Genomic DNA, 16,985 nt, shown 5'->3' with positions numbered 1-16,985 from the left:
GGGCCTCCTCGTGCACGTACTGCCGGACTGAAGTCGGGGTCGCGCTCACGGCATCGCCCTGCGGGCGGTGGCGAAGCGCGGGCGGTTGTTCAGGTCGGGGTGGTCGGCCGCGTCGGCCCAGCCCCGCTCCTCGGTGAAGATCCACGGCACCTGGCCGCCCTGGGTGTCGGCGTGCTCGATGACGACGACGCCGCCGGGGCGCAGGAGCCGGTGCGCGGTGCGTTCGATGCCGCGGATCAGGTCGAGGCCGTCCTCCCCTGAGAACAGGGCGAGTTCGGGGTCGTAGTCCCGGGCCTCGGGGGCGACGTACTCCCACTCGGTGAGCGGGATGTACGGGGGGTTGGAGACGACCAGGTCGACCTGGCCGTCGAGGTCGCGGAAGGCGTCCAGGGCGTCGCCCTGGCGCAGGTCGACCCTGGACCCCTCCATGTTCTTGCGGGTCCACTTGAGGGCGTCCTCGGACAGCTCCACGGCGTGCACCCGGGAACGCGGGACCTCCTGGGCGAGGGCGAGCGCGATCGCGCCGCTGCCGGTGCACAGGTCGACGATGCGCGGCTCGACGACGTCCATGGCGCGCACGGCGTCTATGGCCCAGCCGACCACGGACTCCGTCTCGGGGCGCGGGACGAAGACTCCGGGGCCGACCTGGAGCTCCAGATACCGGAAGAAGGCCCGCCCGGTGATGTGCTGCAGCGGCTCGCGCTGCTCGCGCCGGGCGATGGTCTCCCAGTAACGGGCGTCGAAGTCGGAGTCCTTCACGGAGTGGAGTTCACCGCGCTTCACACCGTGCACGAACGCGGCGAGCTCCTCCGCGTCGTTGCGCGGCGAGGGCACGCCGGCGTCGGCCAGCCGCTGGGTGGCCTGAGCTACCTCAGCGAGCAGCAGCCCGCGGGGGTTCGGGGGTCGCCCCCCAAATGATTGCTGCACGCAAGTCCTCCGTGTCGTACTCGGTCGTGCGTACGTCCTACACGCTTACGCGGCTGCCAGCTTGGCGGCCGAGTCCGCGTCGACGCAGGCCTGGATCACCGCGTCGAGGTCGCCGTCCAGGACCTGGTCCAGGTTGTACGACTTGAAGCCCACGCGGTGGTCCGAGATGCGGTTCTCCGGGAAGTTGTACGTGCGGATCTTCTCGGAGCGGTCGACGGTGCGGACCTGGCTGCGCCGGGCGTCGGCGGCCTCCCGCTCCGCTTCCTCCTGCGCCGCTGCGAGCAGCCTGGAGCGCAGGATACGCATCGCCTGCTCCTTGTTCTGCAGCTGGCTCTTCTCGTTCTGGCAGGAGGCGACGACTCCGGTGGGAATGTGCGTGATGCGCACGGCGGAGTCGGTGGTGTTGACGGACTGTCCGCCCGGTCCCGAGGAGCGGTACACGTCGATGCGCAGGTCGTTGGCGTGGATCTCCACGTCGACCTCCTCGGCCTCCGGCGTGACCAGCACACCGGCCGCGGAGGTGTGGATGCGCCCCTGCGACTCGGTCGACGGCACGCGCTGCACGCGGTGCACCCCGCCCTCGTACTTCAGCCGCGCCCACACGCCCTGCCCGGGCTCGGTCGCCCCCTGGCCGCCCTTGGTCTTCACGGCGACCTGGACGTCCTTGTAGCCGCCCAGCTCGGACTCGGTGGAGTCGATGATCTCGGTCTTCCAGCCGACGCGCTCGGCGTAGCGCAGGTACATGCGCAGCAGGTCGCCGGCGAACAGCGCGGACTCGTCGCCGCCCGCGCCCGCCTTGATCTCGAGGATGACGTCCTTGTCGTCGCTCGGGTCGCGCGGGACGAGGAGCAGCCGCAGCTTCTCGGTCAGTCCCTCGCGCTTCTTCTCGAGCACCTTGGCCTCGGCCGCGAAGTCGGGGTCGTCGGCGGCGAACTCACGCGCGGTCTCGATGTCGTCCCCGGTCTGCTTCCAGGAGCGGTACGTGGCGACGATCGGGGTGAGCTCGGCGTAGCGCTTGTTCAGCTTGCGCGCGTTGGCCTGGTCGGAGTGGACCGACGGGTCGGCGAGCTTCTTCTCCAGGTCGGCGTGCTCACCGAGCAGTTCCTCGACGGCCTCGAACATGGTGGGCTCCTGATGACGTACGTGGGGGAAGGCGGGCGACCAAAAACGCCGGTCCCGGCGTGCCCCTGGGCGGGGACACGACCGTGGACCGGCGAAATGGGGCTCGCTACTTCTTGGAGCCTGCGGCGGCCTTGCCGAAGCGGGCCTCGAAGCGGGCCACACGGCCACCGGTGTCGAGGATCTTCTGCTTGCCCGTGTAGAACGGGTGGCACTCGGAGCAGACGTCGGCGCGGATGGAACCGCTCTCGATCGTGCTACGGGTGGTGAACGACGCGCCACAGGTGCAGCTGACCTGCGTCTCGACGTACTCGGGGTGGATGTCGCGCTTCAAGGTGTCTCCTAGTTTCGGGAGGGCGCCGGGTCGTTGCCGCGGGATACGGCGAACGTGAACCGGAGCCGACGTACCAGTCTGCCAGGACTGGCCGCATCCCCCAAAACCGGGGGTGGCGGGGATCTATTCCCGGGGGCCCGGGAGGACGGGGTGCGGGGGATGTACGAGATGCGTGGAGTGATCGCCGGCGAGCAGGTGCTGCGGCGGGCCGCCCAGGATCTGCTGCCCTTTGCGCTGCGGTCGTCGCCGCTCGAGCAGGGCCTGTCGCTGGTGCCGATGTCGAACGCGTTCTTCGCCGCCGTCGCGGACGGCGGCCGTGGTCACGCCCTGGGGTTCCGGTTCCTGCCCGCCGCGCTCGTCCACCGGCTGGCCCTCTGGTCGCACGCCGGTCCGGCCGCCTACGTCGAGGCCGACTACTTCGGCGGCGTGGGCGAGCAGCAGGCCGCCGTGTGGCACGAGGGCCGTCTCACGCTGGGGCCGTTGCGGGTCGAGGAGGAGGAGCCGTTCCCGGCGGAGGGCAGCCCGATCTCCCAGGCCCTGCGCCGGCTGGGCGTGGTGGCGCAGGCCGGCGAGGACGAGTTCTCGGCGGTGCGGCTGGGCCGTCGCCGCTCCCTCATGGGCTGGCCGACGACCTGACCCGCACGCCCGTCCTACGACGCCGTCACCACGCCCGCCGCCTCGCCCGAGGCGTTGCCCTGGGTGGCCGCCTTCGGGATCGCCCGGTCGTTCTTGAGGGCCGTCCAGACCTGTTTGGCCTTGGCCTGCGAGACGACGACCCGGTTGGGGTCGGCCGGGTCGTACTGGACCGGCATCGTGACCATGTTCATGTGCTTCGAGCTGATGCCCTTGAGGCCGTTCGTGAACGACATGAGGGAGTTCACGGTGCCCAGGTCCGAGTCGGTGGTGACGGCCTTCGTGGCGGTGTCCGCGAGGGCGTACAGCTTCGTCGGGCTGGTGAAGAGGCCGACGTGCTTGACCTGGTCGACCAGGGCCTTGATGAACGCCTGCTGGAGCTGGATGCGGCCCAGGTCGGAGCCGTCGCCGACGCCGTGCCGGGTGCGGACCAGGCCGAGGGCCTGCTCGCCGTCGAGCGTGTGCGTGCCGGCCTTGAGCTTCAGATGGCTGTCGGGGTCGTCGATCGCCTTGGTGGTGGTGACGTCGACGCCGCCCAGCTCGTCGATGAGCTTCTCGAAGCCGGAGAAGTCGACCTCGAGGTAGTGGTCCATCCGGATGCCGCTGAGCGACTCGACGGTCTTGACCGCGCAGGCCGCGCCGCCCGTGGAGTACGCCGAGTTGAACATCACGCCGGACGCCGCGTCGTGGACGGTTCCCGCGGTGTCGGTGCAGGACGGCCGGTCGATGAGGGTGTCGCGCGGGATGGAGACCACGCTGGCCTTCTTGTGCCCCTCGTACACATGGATGATCATCGCCGTGTCGGAGCGGGCGCTGCCGTCGTCGGTGCCGCCGCCGAGCTTCTTGTTGGAGCCGGAGCGGGTGTCCGAGCCCAGGACGAGGATGTTCTCGGAGCCGTTGTCGACCTTCGTCGGCCGGTCGGTGCCCAGGGCCTGGTCGATGTCGACGCTCTTGATGTTGCCGTTGAGCTTGAAGTACAGGTAGCCCGCCCCGGTGCCGCCCAGCACCACGATGCCCGCGGCGGTCCAGGCCATGATCAGCAGCCCCTTGCGCCGGCCCCGCTGCTTACGGCGGCGGCCCTTGCCTCGGCGGCGCGGACCGTCGGCGGTCGGCTCACCCGTTGGACCGGTGTTCCCCGGTGTGCCGGTGCTCCCCGGTATGCCGGGGTCCGGCGTGCTCTCGGCGGACATCTGCTCCTCGGTTCTCGTGCGACCTCACCATCGTCACTCCGCCAGGTCAGACGGGGAAACTCGGGCCAGGGTTGCACAACGCTCTGTGCCCGAACCGTGCAGGTTCGGTCACAGAGCGTTCGCAGGTGGGCGAGGCGTGCCCCGCCCACCTGCGTGTTCGACCGGACTCAGCCGAAGAGGTCGTACTGCTTGAAACTGGTGCCGAGCGACACCCTTGTGGCAAAGATCTCGCTCGTGCTCTTTCCGGTGCCCTTGTACAGGTACAGCGTGCCGGCGGGCGTGCGGGCCAGCAGGTCGGCCTTGCCGTCGCCGTTGACGTCCCCGACGGTGTCGAAGGCGTTGTACGTCGCGGTGGACCAGGTGGCCACCTTGACCCGGGCCGCGAAGGCGCCCGTGCCGGCCTTGCCGGTGCCCTTGAAGAGGTAGACCGCGCCGGTGCTCTTGTTGCGGGCGAGCAGGTCGGCGCGACCGTCGTTGGTGAAGTCCCCGTGTCCGCGCACGAAGTTGTACTGGTTCCAGCCCGTGCCGACCTTCACACGGGTGCCGAACGTGCCGGCGCCCTTGCCCGGGTAGATCCACAGGACGCCGGCGGAGTCGACGGAGAGCAGGTCCGGCAGGGCGTCGCCGGTGACGTCGCCGGGGGCGACGATCGACAGCCGCGACTTCCAGTTGTCGCCGATCAGGTTGCTGGTCCAGGTGCCGCTGGACGGCACGTAGTGCCGCCAGTAGACGTCGCCGTCGGACGTGCGGCGCAGGATGAAGTCCTGGTAGCCGTCGCGGTTGAGGTCCGTCTGCAGGACCAGGTTCCAGGCGCTGAAGGAGCCCCAGGACTCGCGGGCGGCGAGCGTGGTGCCCTTGGAGTCCAGCTCGTAGCCGGTCTTCGTGGAGGAGTTGCGCACGAAGAGGTCGGCGTTGTGGTCGCCGCTGAGGTTGGTGTCGTCGATGCGCGGGGAGGCGGCGCCGACGTAGGTGGTGACCTTGGTGAAGACGCTGTACGCGCCCGCCTTGACGCAGTCCTTCACGCCCCACGACACGACGCCCACGATCTTGCCGCCGACCACCAGCGGACCGCCGGAGTCGCCGTTGCAGGCGGAGGTGGTGCCGGCGTCGGAACCGGTGGCGGGGTCGCCCGCGCACACCATGTGGCCCGCGATGAAGGAACTGCTGAAGCCCGTGCAGGTCGCGTTGGACTGGATCGGCAGGTCGGCCGTCTTCAGGGTGTCGGAGATGTCCTGCGTGGTGGAGGTGGTGCGTCCCCAGCCGAAGACCTTGGCGGTGGTGCCGGCCTTGTAGGAGGCCGTGTCGCCGGCCGTCGTCAGCTGGATCGGCGTCGCCTTGACCGGGTTCGGCAGGGTCAGCACGGCGAGGTCGTTGTCGATGGTCGTCGCGCTGTACGACGGGTGGTTCCACTGCCGCCAGATACCGGTGGCGGTGCCGCCGTGCAGGTCGGCGTTGCCGTCGGCGTCGACGGACAGCAGCTGCGCGGTGCCGGTGATGACGACGCCGTGGGCCTTCCAGTTGTAGCCCTTGACGCAGTGCGCGGCGGTGAGGATCTTCGTCGGCGAGACGACCGCGCCGCCGCAGAAGAAGCCGATGTCGTCGGTCTCGGTGGTGGTCCCGCGGTCGTCGCCGTACCAGAGCTGGGCCATCCAGGGGGCCGCGGCGACGGTCGTCGTCGTACCGCCGATGATCTTCGGGTCGACGCTGGCGGAGCTGGAGCTGGAGCCGGCCTTGGAGCCGGTGCTCGCGCTCAGGGACGTCTGGGAGGACGTCTCGCCCGCGATGTCGTCGCCGGCGTAGGCGGTCACGAGCCGCTTGTTCAGTTCGCTGCTCGACGGCGACGTGGTGGCCGGCGTCGGCAGCGAGGTGGCGGCGCCGGCGGACGTCGTCACCAGCACCCCGGCGACGGCGGCGGCCAGGGCGGCCGCGGCGACGGGCAGGGCCATGCGTATCCGGCGTCTGTGCCGACCGCCCCCGGACGTGGGTGTACCCACTGGAGTCCCCCCTCGGGATCAACAAGTTCGAAGGGCGCGATCGTATCCCCCGCCACTGACACGCGAAGGGCCGCCCCCATGAGCGGGGACGGCCCTTCTGAGCGCTGACGTCAGTCGTTCGACCGGCGTTCGTCAGTCGTTGTTGCCGGACGTCGGCGTCGTCTTCTGGATCTGCATCAGGAACTCGGCGTTCGACTTCGTCTGCTTCATCTTGTCGAGGAGCAGCTCGATGGCCTGCTGCTGGTCGAGCGCGTGCAGCACCCGGCGCAGCTTCCAGGTGATGGCCAGCTCGTCGTTGCCGAGCAGGATCTCTTCCTTGCGGGTGCCGGACGCGTCGACGTCCACCGCCGGGAAGATGCGCTTGTCGGCGAGCTTGCGGTCGAGCTTGAGCTCCGCGTTGCCGGTGCCCTTGAACTCCTCGAAGATGACCTCGTCCATGCGGGACCCGGTGTCCACCAGCGCGGTGGCGAGGATGGTCAGCGAGCCGCCGTCCTCGATGTTGCGGGCCGCACCGAAGAAGCGCTTCGGCGGGTACAGGGCCGTGGAGTCGACACCACCGGACAGGATGCGGCCGGAGGCCGGGGCGGCGAGGTTGTACGCACGGCCCAGACGCGTGATCGAGTCGAGCAGCACGACGACGTCGTGGCCCAGCTCCACCAGTCGCTTGGCGCGCTCGATGGCGAGCTCGGCGACCGTGGTGTGGTCCTCGGCCGGGCGGTCGAAGGTCGAGGAGATGACCTCGCCCTTGACCGACCGCTGCATGTCGGTGACCTCTTCCGGACGCTCGTCGACCAGGACGACCATCAGGTGGCACTCGGGGTTGTTGTGCGTGATCGCGTTGGCGATCGCCTGCATGATCATGGTCTTGCCGGTCTTCGGCGGGGCCACGATCAGACCGCGCTGGCCCTTACCGATCGGTGCGACGAGGTCGATGATGCGGGTGGTGAGCACGCCCGGGTCCGTCTCCAGACGGAGGCGGTCCTGCGGGTAGAGCGGGGTCAGCTTGTTGAACTCCGGCCGCCCGCGACCGGAGTCGGGGGCCATGCCGTTGGTCGAGTCCAGGCGCACCAGCGCGTTGAACTTCTCGCGGCGCTCGCCCTCCTTCGGCTGACGGACCGCACCGGTGATGTGGTCGCCCTTGCGCAGGCCGTTCTTGCGGACCTGGGCGAGGGAGACGTACACGTCGTTGGGGCCCGGCAGGTAGCCCGACGTACGGATGAAGGCGTAGTTGTCGAGGATGTCCAGGATGCCCGCGACGGGGATCAGGACGTCGTCGTCGGCGAGCTGCGGCTCCGGCGTGCCGATCTCGTCGCGGCCACGGCGGCCACGGCGGTCCCGGTAGCGGCCGCGACGGCCACGGCGGCCGTCGCCGAACTCGTCGTCGTCCTGCGGACCGTTGTCGCGCTGCTGGCGGTCCTGACGGCCTCCGCCCTGCGGCTGGCTCTGCTGCTGACGCTGCGGCTGTCCGCCGCCCTGCTGGTCCTCGCTCTTGCGACGGTCGCCGCGGTCGGCGCGGTCGCCGCGGTCACCACGGTCGGCGCGGTCACCACGGTCACTGCGGTCGTTACGGTCACGGCCGCGCTCACGGCGGTCGCGGCGGCGGCCCTCAGCGTCGCCGGCGTCGGCCTTGGCCTCGCCCTGCGGCTGCGCGGGGGTCTCGACCTTCGGCTCGCTCTTCGCCTCGGCCACGACCGTCTCGGGGCTGCCCGCGTCGGCGGTGGCACGGCGACGGCGGCGCTCCACGGGGGCGTCGGCGCCGGCCGGCTGGCCGGGGATCTCGATCTGCTGCTGGGCCACGGCCTTCTCGGCGGGGGCCTCGGCCTTGACGGCGTCCGCCTTCTTCTCGACGGCGTCGTCGCCGGTACGAGCCTTGGAGGTGGCGCGGCGCCTGGGCTTGGTCTCGGCGGCGTCCCCGGCAGGGGCAGAGGCTGCCTTGGGAGCCGCGGCACCCCCGCCCGCCTGCGCCTCCTTGATGACCTCGATCAGCTGGCTCTTGCGCATGCGCGCGGTGCCCCTGATGCCGAGGCCGGATGCGACCTGCTGCAGCTCGGCCAGCACCATGCCGTCGAGGCCGGTACCACGGCGCCGCCGGGAGCCGGCACCGGTGGCAGGCGCGGAGGCGTCCGTGGAGGGCGCGGCAGCGGTCTCCTCGACACGTGCGCCCATCAGATCGGTGGTGTCGCTCACGAAGGGTCCTTCCCTGGAGCGGACGTCGGCCTGTCTGGCTCGGCGACCGGTTGTGCTGTCCGACTTCGGTCCTTGCTGAGGCGAAGCCGGGGCGGTGGTCCGCCACAGCGGCGGAAGAGAGATTTGCTGGTGATGGCGCTTCCTCGACGAGCCGTGACACCCAGTGTCACGTGGCTTGGTCGCACCAATTCCGGAGCGTGCCCTGCAGACCGCTCAACGTCGATGTACGGCGTACTGCCCAGGTACGACGTACGGAACGCAGTGCGGCTTGGGAAGCTCCCGGAAGAATGTCTGTCCCGAAGGGGGACACGAAGCACCTCGCCATGGTGGGGTCGGGTGCAGACTTGAGGTTAACACTACCGGATCCAACAAACATTCCCCCTCTCGAAATCCGGCGACGGCGCACTAAATGTCGCCGGCGCCGGTGGGCGCGAGCGGCAATACGCTCGCTCCCTGCAGGTCCAGGGCCAGCCGGTTCGCGGCCCAGTCCGCGCCCGCCAGGGCTTCCACCTTGGCGGCCGTGCCCTCGTCGGCCAGCGCCATCACGGTGGGTCCGGCGCCGGAGATCACCGCGGGAATCCCGTCGGCGCGCAGCCGCTCCACCAGCGCCGCGCTGTCCGGCATGGCCGGTGCGCGGTACTCCTGGTGCAGACGGTCCTCGGTGGCGGGCAGCAGCAGCTCGGGGCGCCGGGTGAGGGCCTCGACGAGCAGGGCGGCACGGCCCGCGTTGGCGGCGGCGTCGACGTGCGGCACGGAGCGCGGGAGCAGTCCGCGCGCGGTCTCGGTGAGGACCGGCTTTCCGGGCACGAAAACCACCGGAACGATGGAATCGGCGGGTTCCATCCTGATCGCCCGCGCGGCGCCCGCCTCCATCCACGACAGGGTGAACCCGCCGAGCAGACAGGCCGCGACGTTGTCGGGGTGGCCCTCGATCTCGGTCGCCAGCTCCAGCAGGGCGGCGTCGTCGAGCTTGCCCTCGCCGCCTATGGTCACCGCGCGTGCGGCGACGATGCCGGCGCAGATCGCGGCGGAGGAAGAGCCCAGGCCACGGCCGTGCGGGATGCGGTTGGCGCAGACGATCTCCAGCCCGCGCGGCTGGCCGCCGAGGACGTCGAAGGCGGTGCGCAGGGAGCGGACGAGAAGGTGCTTCTCGTCGCGCGGCAGCGTCTCGCTGCCCTCGCCCGCGATGTCGATGTGCAGCCCGGAGTCGGCCACCCGGACGACGACGTCGTCGTAGAGCCCCAGGCCGAGGCCGAAGGCGTCGAAGCCCGGGCCGAGGTTGGCGCTGGTGGCGGGGACGCGCACCCGGACGGGGGCGGCGCGGAAGGCGGGACCGGCCATCTCGCGATGACTCTCCTTGAGCTGCGTGACTGTCGAATGACATTCGATGGGTACGGCGAAAGGTGTACGGCGCGATGTGTGGGACGACATATGTACGACGACCTGTGTACGGGGAACCCGGAGGCCGCGGCGACGACGCGGCACCATGCCGTACGCGGAGGCATATGCGGCGGGCGGGTTCAGTACAGCCTATCGAAGGAAGGTTCTGTGGCGACATAGGGCGCACAGGAGGCGCACGATGCGTGTCGTAAGCCCCCTGTGCACCCCTGTGAGGGTTAACCCGGTGGGATCGGGTGGGTCGCCCTGGTGGAATCGGGTCGGGCGCTCCGGTGGGGGTCGCCCCGGTGGGGGTCGCCCCGGTGGGGTCGACCGTCAGACGAGGCCGAGGCGGGCGGCGGCGGCCGCGGCGTCGACCGGGACGACGACCGGACGCGGGGCGCCCTCGGTCGCCCAGCCCGGGTCCTTCAGGCCGTTGCCGGTGACGGTGCACACGATCGTCTGCCCCGGATCGACCTTGCCCTGCTCGGCCGCCTTCAGCAGACCGGCCACGGACGCGGCGGACGCGGGCTCCACGAAAACGCCCTCCTGAGCGGCCAACAGCCGGTAGGCGCGCAGGATCTCACGGTCCGTCACCTCGTCGATGAGCCCGCCGGACTCGTCCCGCGCCGCCAGGGCGTACTGCCAGGAGGCCGGGTTGCCGATGCGGATCGCGGTGGCGAGGGTGGAGGGGTCCTTGACGATCTCGCCGCGCACGATGGGGGCGGAGCCGGACGCCTGGAAACCCCACATCCGGGGCGTCTGCCGGGCGATGCCGTCGGCGGCGTACTCCTTGTACCCCTTCCAGTACGCGGTGATGTTGCCCGCGTTGCCGACCGGGAGGACGTGGATGTCGGGGGCGTCGCCCAGCATGTCCACGATCTCGAACGCGGCCGTCTTCTGCCCCTCGATGCGCACCGGGTTGACCGAATTGACCAGCGCCACCGGGTAGTTGTCGCTCAGCGAGCGAGCGAGCGTGAGGCAGTCGTCGAAGTTGCCGTCGACCTGGAGGATCGTCGCGCCGTGGACGAGGGCCTGCCCCATCTTGCCGAGCGCGATCTTGCCCTGCGGCACGAGCACGGCGGAGACCATGCCCGCGCGGACCGCGTAGGCGGCCGCGGAGGCAGAGGTGTTGCCCGTGGAGGCACAGATGACGGCCTGCGCCCCCTCCTCCTTGGCCTTGCTGATGGCCATGGTCATGCCGCGGTCCTTGAAGGACCCGGTCGGGTTGGCGCCCTCCACCTTGAGGTGGACCTCGCAGCCCGTGCGCTCGGAGAGCACCTGCGCGGGCACGAGGGGCGTGCCGCCCTCACGGAGCGTCACGACCGGTGTGGTGTCGGATACCGGCAGTCGGTCCCGGTACTCCTCGATGATTCCGCGCCACTGGTGGGTCATTGCTGGTTACTCTCCTTCAACCCGCATGATGCTGGCGACACCCCGCACGGTGTCGAGCTTGCGCAACGCCTCGACGGTCCCGGTCAGGGAGGCGTCGGACGCGCGGTGGGTGACGACGACGAGGGAGGCCTCGCCGTCCTTGCCCTGCTGGCGCACCGTATCGATCGATACGCCGTGCTCGGCGAACACGGTCGCCACCTGGGCGAGAACGCCCGGTTTGTCGGCGACGTCGAGGCTGATGTGGTAGCGCGTGACGACGTCGCCCATGGGCGACACCGGCAGGGCGGCGTACGCCGACTCGCCGGGCCCCGTTGCCCCGCTGAGCCGGTTACGGCAGACGGCGACGAGGTCGCCGAGCACGGCGGAGGCGGTGGGAGCACCGCCGGCGCCGGGACCGTAGAACATCAGCTGCCCGGCCGCGTCCGACTCGACGAACACGGCGTTGTAGGCGCCGCGTACGGAGGCGAGCGGGTGGGTCAGCGGGATCATCGCGGGGTGCACGCGCGCGGTGACGGACCCGCCGTCGGCCGCCCGCTCGCAGATGGCGAGCAGCTTGATGGTGCAGCCCATGTTCCTGGCCGAGACGAAGTCGGCGGCGGTGATCTCGGTCATGCCCTCGCGGTAGACGTCGTCGAGGCGCACGCGCGTGTGGAAGGCGATCCCGGCGAGGATGGCGGCCTTGGCGGCGGCGTCGAAGGCCTCGACGTCGGCGGTGGGGTCGGCCTCCGCGTACCCGAGGGCGGTGGCCTCGTCGAGGGCCTCCTGATACCCGGCGCCGGTGGAGTCCATCTTGTCGAGGATGAAGTTGGTGGTGCCGTTGACGATCCCGAGCACCCGGTTGACCTTGTCCCCGGCGAGGGACTCGCGCAGCGGGCGGATCAGCGGGATGGCGCCGGCGACGGCGGCCTCGTAGTACAGGTCCTCGCCGTGCTCCTCGGCGACGGCGTGCAGAGCGGCGCCGTCCTGGGCGAGGAGCGCCTTGTTCGCGGAGACGACGGACGCGCCGTACTCGAAGGCGGTGGTGATGAGCGTACGAGCGGGCTCGATCCCGCCGATGACCTCGACCACCACATCGATGTCACCGCGCTTGACGAGGGCGGTGGCGTCGGTGGTGACGAGGGAGGGGTCGATGCCGTCGCGCACCTTGGAGGGCCGCCGCACGGCCACGCCGGCCAGCTCCACCGGCGCGCCGATCCTCGCGGCGAGGTCGTCGGCGTGCGTCGTCATGATGCGCGCCACCTCTGAGCCGACCACTCCACAGCCCAGCAGCGCCACCTTCAGCGGACGCGTACGCATCATCCGACCTCGTTTCCTCATACCGTCAACGGTTGGACCAGTCTCACTCACCGGACCGGAGTTTCTATCCCTGGTCCGGATCGTGAGACATCTATTTCATTTCAGAGAGGGCGGTGGACGAAGATTCTTCCGCGGGTCACTCCACCGATCCTTCCGGAGCCTCTTTCACGGATTCTCCCGCCCTTTCTTTCCCGCATTCTTTCCCGCCCTCCCCGACGTCCTCACCCGACGCCGTCACCCCACGCCGTCACCCGACGTCGAGCCGCAGCAGGTCCTCCTCCGTCTCGCGCCGGACGATGACCCGCGCCGCACCGTCGTGCACGGCGACGACGGGCGGCCGCAGCACATGGTTGTAGTTGCTGGCCATGGACCGGCAGTACGCACCCGTGGCGGGTACGGCGATGAGGTCACCCGGTGCCAGGTCGGAGGGCAGGAACGCGTCCTTGACCACGATGTCCCCGCTCTCGCAGTGCTTGCCCACGACCCGGGCCAGCATCGGCTCGGCGTCGGAGGTGCGGGAGACGAGGGCCACGCTGTACTCCGCGTCGTACAGCGCCGTACGGATGTTGTCGGACATGCCCCCGTCGACGGAGACGTACGTCCGCAGCCCGTCGAGCGGCTTGATGGTGCCGACCTCGTAGAGCGTGAAGGCGGTCGGCCCGACGATGGCGCGCCCGGGCTCGACGGAGATACGGGGCGTACGCAGCTTGGCGACCTCGCACTCACGCGTGACGATCTCCGTCAACGCCTTGGCGATCTCGTGCGGCTCACGGGGATCGTCGTCGCTCGTGTAGGCGATGCCGAGTCCGCCGCCGAGGTCGATCTCGGGCAGCTCGACCCCGTGCTCGTCGCGGATGTCCTTGAGCAGCCCGACGACCCGGTGGGCGGCGACCTCGAACCCGGACATGTCGAAGATCTGCGACCCGATGTGGGAGTGGATCCCGATGACCTCGAGCCCGTCGAGCTGAAGCGCCCGCCGCACGGCCTCGGCGGCCTGCCCGCCGGCCAGCGGGATCCCGAACTTCTGGTCCTCGTGCGCGGTGGCGATGAACTCGTGGGTATGGGCTTCCACCCCGACGGTGATCCGGATCTGCACGGGCTGGCGCCTGCCGAGGGACTGTGCGATGTGGGCGACGCGCACGATCTCCTGGAAGGAGTCGAGCACGATCCGCCCGACCCCGGCCTCGACGGCCCGCCGGATCTCCTCCACTGACTTGTTGTTGCCGTGGAAGGCGATGCGGTCGGCGGGCATCCCGGCGGAGAGCGCGGTGGCCAGCTCGCCGCCTGAGCAGACGTCGAGGTTCAGCCCTTCCTCGTGCAGCCAGCGCACGACGGCCCGGGACAGGAACGCCTTCCCGGCGTAGAACACGTCGGCGTCGGCCCCGAACGCGGTACGCCACGCACGGGCCCGGGCCCGGAAATCGGCCTCGTCGAGGATGTACGCGGGCGTCCCGTGCTCCTCGGCGAGCGTCTTGACGTCGATGCCGCCGACGGTGAGGACGCCCTGCGGGTCACGCCCGACGGTCTGCGCCCACACCTTGGGGTCGAGGGCGTTGAGGTCGGTGGGCGGGGCGGAGTAGTGGCCCTCGGGGAGGACGTCGGCGTGGCGGGGCCCGGCGGGGTGGGCGGAACGGCTCATGACTTCTGGTGGCTCTCTCAGAGGTGTTCGGGTGCGTCGATGCCGAGCAGGGACAGGCCGCCGGCCAGCACCGTCCCGGCGGCTTCGGCGAGTGCGAGCCGGGCACGGTGGGCGGCCGAGGGTTTCTCCTCGCCGCGCGGCAGGACGTCGGGCAAGAGGACGAGGGTGGCGTCCGCGACCGCCAGAAGGTGCCGGGTGAGGCGCGAGACGGCGGCGACCCCCTCCGCACGGGGAAGCACACCGACCGTGCCGAGGACACGGGGGTGATCCGCGAGGAGGGCGACGAGGTGAGGCGCGGCGGGGGTGGAGACAGGGGTGGAGGTGGCGTGCGGTTCGGGGCGGGATGCAGGGTGGAGCGCCTGCGGTACGTCGTCGACGTCGACGTCGGCGGTGAATCCGAGGTCGGCGGCGTTGCGGCTCGCGGCCCGGGTGCGGGCGTGGGCGTAACGGACGCGGAAGACGGGGTTGCTCTCCCGCTGGACCAGGTGATCGGCGGTGATGCGGGGCCGGTCGTGCGGTGCGGGATGAAGCAGAGCCCAGCGGGCGGCGTCGGGGCCGAGGGGTGCGGGGTCCTCGGGGGCGGGGACGGGGCGAAGGTCCAGGCGGGCCGGGGTCGCCGGGGAGGCGAGGGGCCCGGGGCCGGCGGTGCGCCCACGGTGCTCGATCGCGACGCGTCCGCCCTGCGAGGCGATGATCCGCGCCAACGCGTCGGCGAGGACCTCGGCCCGGACCTCGTACGGCACGCGCAGCTCGAAGACCTGTCCGGCGAGGGCGTCGGTGTGCCCGTAGGCCAGGCCCTCGCGGCGGATCCGCTGGACGAGGTCGGCGGCGGCGGAACGGTCGAGGCTGATGTTGAGGAACCCGGGCCCGGTGATCTCGACGCCGGTGACGCCTTCGGCGCGGGCGAGGTGCGGCTGGAGAACCTCGGCGACGCGCAACGGGGGCTGTCCGGCCGGACGGGCCAACTGCAGGGCGATGTTGGTGGCGTAGTCCCCTCGCCCCCCGGGCCCCGGCGGCCCGACGACCGCCCGCACGGGAACGGCCACCCTGAGCTCTCCGGCATCAACGGCACGACGCACCGCGTGCAGCACGGTACGGGAGAGCTCGACGGGGGTCACGGGGACAAGCGTAGGCGAGGAGGGGGGTGGCTGGGCGAGTCGGTTTGGCAGAGGTCCGGGATGTGGACGGGGGTGGGGGCGGGAGGGGGACGGAGCCCGGGGTATGGACCGAGTGCGGGATATGGACGGGAGCCGCTTTGTTCCCAGCCCCGCCATCGGCGTGAGCCGATCGCCAATCACCGACCACTGGCCCACCGACTCAACGGCTCACCGGGCTCACCGGGCTCACCGGGCTCACCGCCAAGCGGGCCCTACTCGCCGGCAGTCCCCCCGCTCGCCCCGCTCCCCTTCCCCGCGCCGACGCCCTCCCCGCCACCGCCGTCGCCGCCGTCGCCGCCCAGCACGGTCCCGCGTGCGCTGCCGACGTCGCCCCGTTGACTCTGCTGCTGCTCCATCAACTTCCGTACGAGGGTGACGAGTTCAGTGGGTTCGAAGGGCTTGGCGAGGAAGGCGTCGACGCCGACTTCGAGGCCGGCCTCGACCTCGTACTGGGTGCAGGCGCTGATGATGGCGAGGGGAAGGTCATGGGTACGCGGGTCCGAACGCAGCCGGGCGGCGGTGCGCAGCCCGTCCAACCTGGGCATGACCACATCGAGGGTCACCACATCGGGCCGCACCTGATGCACGACTTCCAGACACTCGGCACCATCGGACGCGGTCACGACCTCGAGGCCCTCCAGCTCGAGATTGACCCTGATCAACTGCCGGATGACCTTGTTGTCGTCCACAACAAGCACCCGACCCGACGCGCCTGGCACAACTCGAGAGTAGGTCGGGACCGGCCACCGCGTCCGGGTTTTCCCCACTTCCACCCCGTGCGAGCGACCCCTACCTCCTCTTCCGCCCCCACAGAAACCCGTTCATGAACACCCTGAGGGAGCTGGTAGTGTTCTACTCGTCGCCGCGAGCAAACACCTCCCGGCCGATACGCCCCCGTAGCTCAGGGGATAGAGCAACGGCCTCCGGAGCCGTGTGCGCAGGTTCGAATCCTGCCGGGGGCACCTTGAAATAGGTGCCCAAAGACCCCGTCACCAGCGGAAACGCTGGGTGCGGGGTCTTCGCGTATGTGCAGGCGGATGCCGCTCGGAGCGGCTGCATGTCGGGCGCTGTGGACTATGCGTGGACTGGCCGAGGGCAGGCCAGGCCCGGAAACGACGAAGCCCCCGGACCGTAGTCCAGGGGCCATCAGGCCGCAGGTGCGTGCTGTCGCAGGTGTGTCGGGATCAGGTCCGGTCGCCGGGGCCGTCCTCTTGGTCGTCCTCCCCGAGGAGTTCGGCGATCCGACGGTTGGCGACGTCCTGCCGACCGTCGAGGCACTTGGCGTACCGGAGGAACCACAGCCGCGGTCCCCCGGCCGGCCGCCCCGCACGCTGCTGCTCCCGCATCCGACGCCAGGCGGCGACCAGCAGCAGGTCAACGCTGATGGGGTAGGCCCACGCCTTCCAGCCGCCCTGTCCAGCAGCGTCGGCCAGGTCGTGAAGGTGCGAGAAGGACAGGGCCCCCGCGATGACGGCTTGGACGATCACGGCGTCCACACGGGCCAACTGGGCGCGCATCGGGTCGACTTCCTTCCGGTTCGGGGCATGGGAGGGGTAGGGACTTGGCGCGAGGCGGTCACGCCGACCGTGGGGAAGGAGGGCTGCTAATCGGTCACCGGGCGGCCGACGGGCACGGCAGCGGAGGGGGACGCCGCCCTGGTGGACTCGACGGCGAAGACGGGCCGGAAGGAGTCGAGGCTAGGCAGCTCCGGCAGGAGGGCGGCAACTGGTTCTTGGC

General features: G+C 70.7%; 13 protein-coding genes, 1 tRNA gene and 1 pseudogene. 2 read left to right on the top strand and 13 right to left on the bottom strand.

Features of this window, described 5'->3' with window-relative positions; genetic code table 11:
- Positions 1–45: 45 nt before the first annotated feature.
- The 3 genes from prmC to rpmE all read right to left on the bottom strand — a co-directional run bounded on the left by prmC (position 46) and on the right by rpmE (position 2,380).
- Positions 46–885, bottom strand: coding sequence for a peptide chain release factor N(5)-glutamine methyltransferase (gene prmC / locus OG562_RS29300; RefSeq protein WP_266409603.1), 840 nt, complete (start codon positions 883–885; stop codon positions 46–48).
- 87 nt (positions 886–972) lie between these two features.
- Complete coding sequence (gene prfA / locus OG562_RS29295) at positions 973–2,049, bottom strand: peptide chain release factor 1 (RefSeq protein ID WP_266403055.1); 1,077 nt, start codon at positions 2,047–2,049, stop codon at positions 973–975.
- A gap of 106 nt (positions 2,050–2,155) precedes the next feature.
- On the bottom strand, positions 2,156–2,380 hold the full coding sequence (gene rpmE / locus OG562_RS29290; RefSeq protein ID WP_189919687.1) for a 50S ribosomal protein L31: 225 nt from the start codon (positions 2,378–2,380) through the stop codon (positions 2,156–2,158).
- Between the two features lie 159 nt (positions 2,381–2,539).
- Between rpmE and OG562_RS29285 the strand changes: the two genes are divergently transcribed.
- On the top strand, positions 2,540–3,016 hold the full coding sequence (locus OG562_RS29285) for a hypothetical protein (RefSeq protein ID WP_266403052.1): 477 nt from the start codon (positions 2,540–2,542) through the stop codon (positions 3,014–3,016).
- Between the two features lie 14 nt (positions 3,017–3,030).
- Here the strand turns inward: OG562_RS29285 and OG562_RS29280 are convergent, their stop codons facing one another.
- The 9 genes from OG562_RS29280 to OG562_RS29240 all read right to left on the bottom strand — a co-directional run bounded on the left by OG562_RS29280 (position 3,031) and on the right by OG562_RS29240 (position 16,021).
- Positions 3,031–4,203 carry an LCP family protein gene (locus OG562_RS29280; protein WP_266403050.1) on the bottom strand — a complete coding sequence of 391 codons (1,173 nt, stop codon included), beginning with the start codon at positions 4,201–4,203 and terminating at the stop codon, positions 3,031–3,033.
- Positions 4,204–4,370: 167 nt separating this feature from the next.
- Complete coding sequence (locus tag OG562_RS29275; protein ID WP_266403047.1) at positions 4,371–6,149, bottom strand: trypsin-like serine protease; 1,779 nt, start codon at positions 6,147–6,149, stop codon at positions 4,371–4,373.
- Positions 6,150–6,329: 180 nt separating this feature from the next.
- Positions 6,330–8,384: a transcription termination factor Rho gene (gene rho / locus OG562_RS29270; RefSeq protein WP_266403046.1), complete on the bottom strand. Its 2,055-nt coding sequence runs from the start codon at positions 8,382–8,384 to the stop codon at positions 6,330–6,332.
- 405 nt (positions 8,385–8,789) lie between these two features.
- The gene (gene thrB / locus OG562_RS29265) at positions 8,790–9,725 is read right to left on the bottom strand and encodes a homoserine kinase (RefSeq protein WP_266403045.1); all 936 of its coding nucleotides are present in this window, start codon (positions 9,723–9,725) and stop codon (positions 8,790–8,792) included.
- Positions 9,726–10,097: 372 nt separating this feature from the next.
- Positions 10,098–11,156 carry a threonine synthase gene (thrC, locus tag OG562_RS29260; RefSeq protein ID WP_266403043.1) on the bottom strand — a complete coding sequence of 353 codons (1,059 nt, stop codon included), beginning with the start codon at positions 11,154–11,156 and terminating at the stop codon, positions 10,098–10,100.
- 6 nt (positions 11,157–11,162) lie between these two features.
- Positions 11,163–12,455 (bottom strand): homoserine dehydrogenase, encoded by a 1,293-nt coding sequence (locus tag OG562_RS29255; protein WP_266403041.1) that lies wholly within the window; start codon positions 12,453–12,455, stop codon positions 11,163–11,165.
- 244 nt (positions 12,456–12,699) lie between these two features.
- A complete protein-coding gene (gene lysA / locus OG562_RS29250) occupies positions 12,700–14,091 on the bottom strand; it encodes a diaminopimelate decarboxylase (RefSeq protein WP_266403039.1) in 1,392 nt (463 codons plus the stop codon).
- A gap of 17 nt (positions 14,092–14,108) precedes the next feature.
- Positions 14,109–15,209: an ArgS-related anticodon-binding protein NrtL gene (gene nrtL, locus OG562_RS29245; RefSeq protein ID WP_266403036.1), complete on the bottom strand. Its 1,101-nt coding sequence runs from the start codon at positions 15,207–15,209 to the stop codon at positions 14,109–14,111.
- 251 nt (positions 15,210–15,460) lie between these two features.
- Positions 15,461–16,021: a response regulator gene (locus tag OG562_RS29240; RefSeq protein ID WP_266403034.1), complete on the bottom strand. Its 561-nt coding sequence runs from the start codon at positions 16,019–16,021 to the stop codon at positions 15,461–15,463.
- Between the two features lie 117 nt (positions 16,022–16,138).
- Here OG562_RS29240 and OG562_RS29235 point away from each other — a divergent pair.
- Positions 16,139–16,210: transfer RNA gene (locus OG562_RS29235), tRNA-Arg, on the top strand.
- Between the two features lie 327 nt (positions 16,211–16,537).
- On the opposite strand, the pseudogene OG562_RS29230 reads toward OG562_RS29235, so the two are convergent.
- Positions 16,538–16,765 (bottom strand): annotated as a pseudogene (locus OG562_RS29230) (DUF2637 domain-containing protein); the annotation flags it as partial.
- Between the last annotated feature and the right edge of the window lie 220 nt (positions 16,766–16,985).

It is taken from the genome of Streptomyces sp. NBC_01275 (assembly GCF_026340655.1).
In the GTDB taxonomy this organism is placed as follows: Bacteria; Actinomycetota; Actinomycetes; order Streptomycetales; family Streptomycetaceae; genus Streptomyces.
Note: the sequence above shows the minus strand (reverse complement) of the source record. Positions and strands in the feature narration are given on the sequence as shown.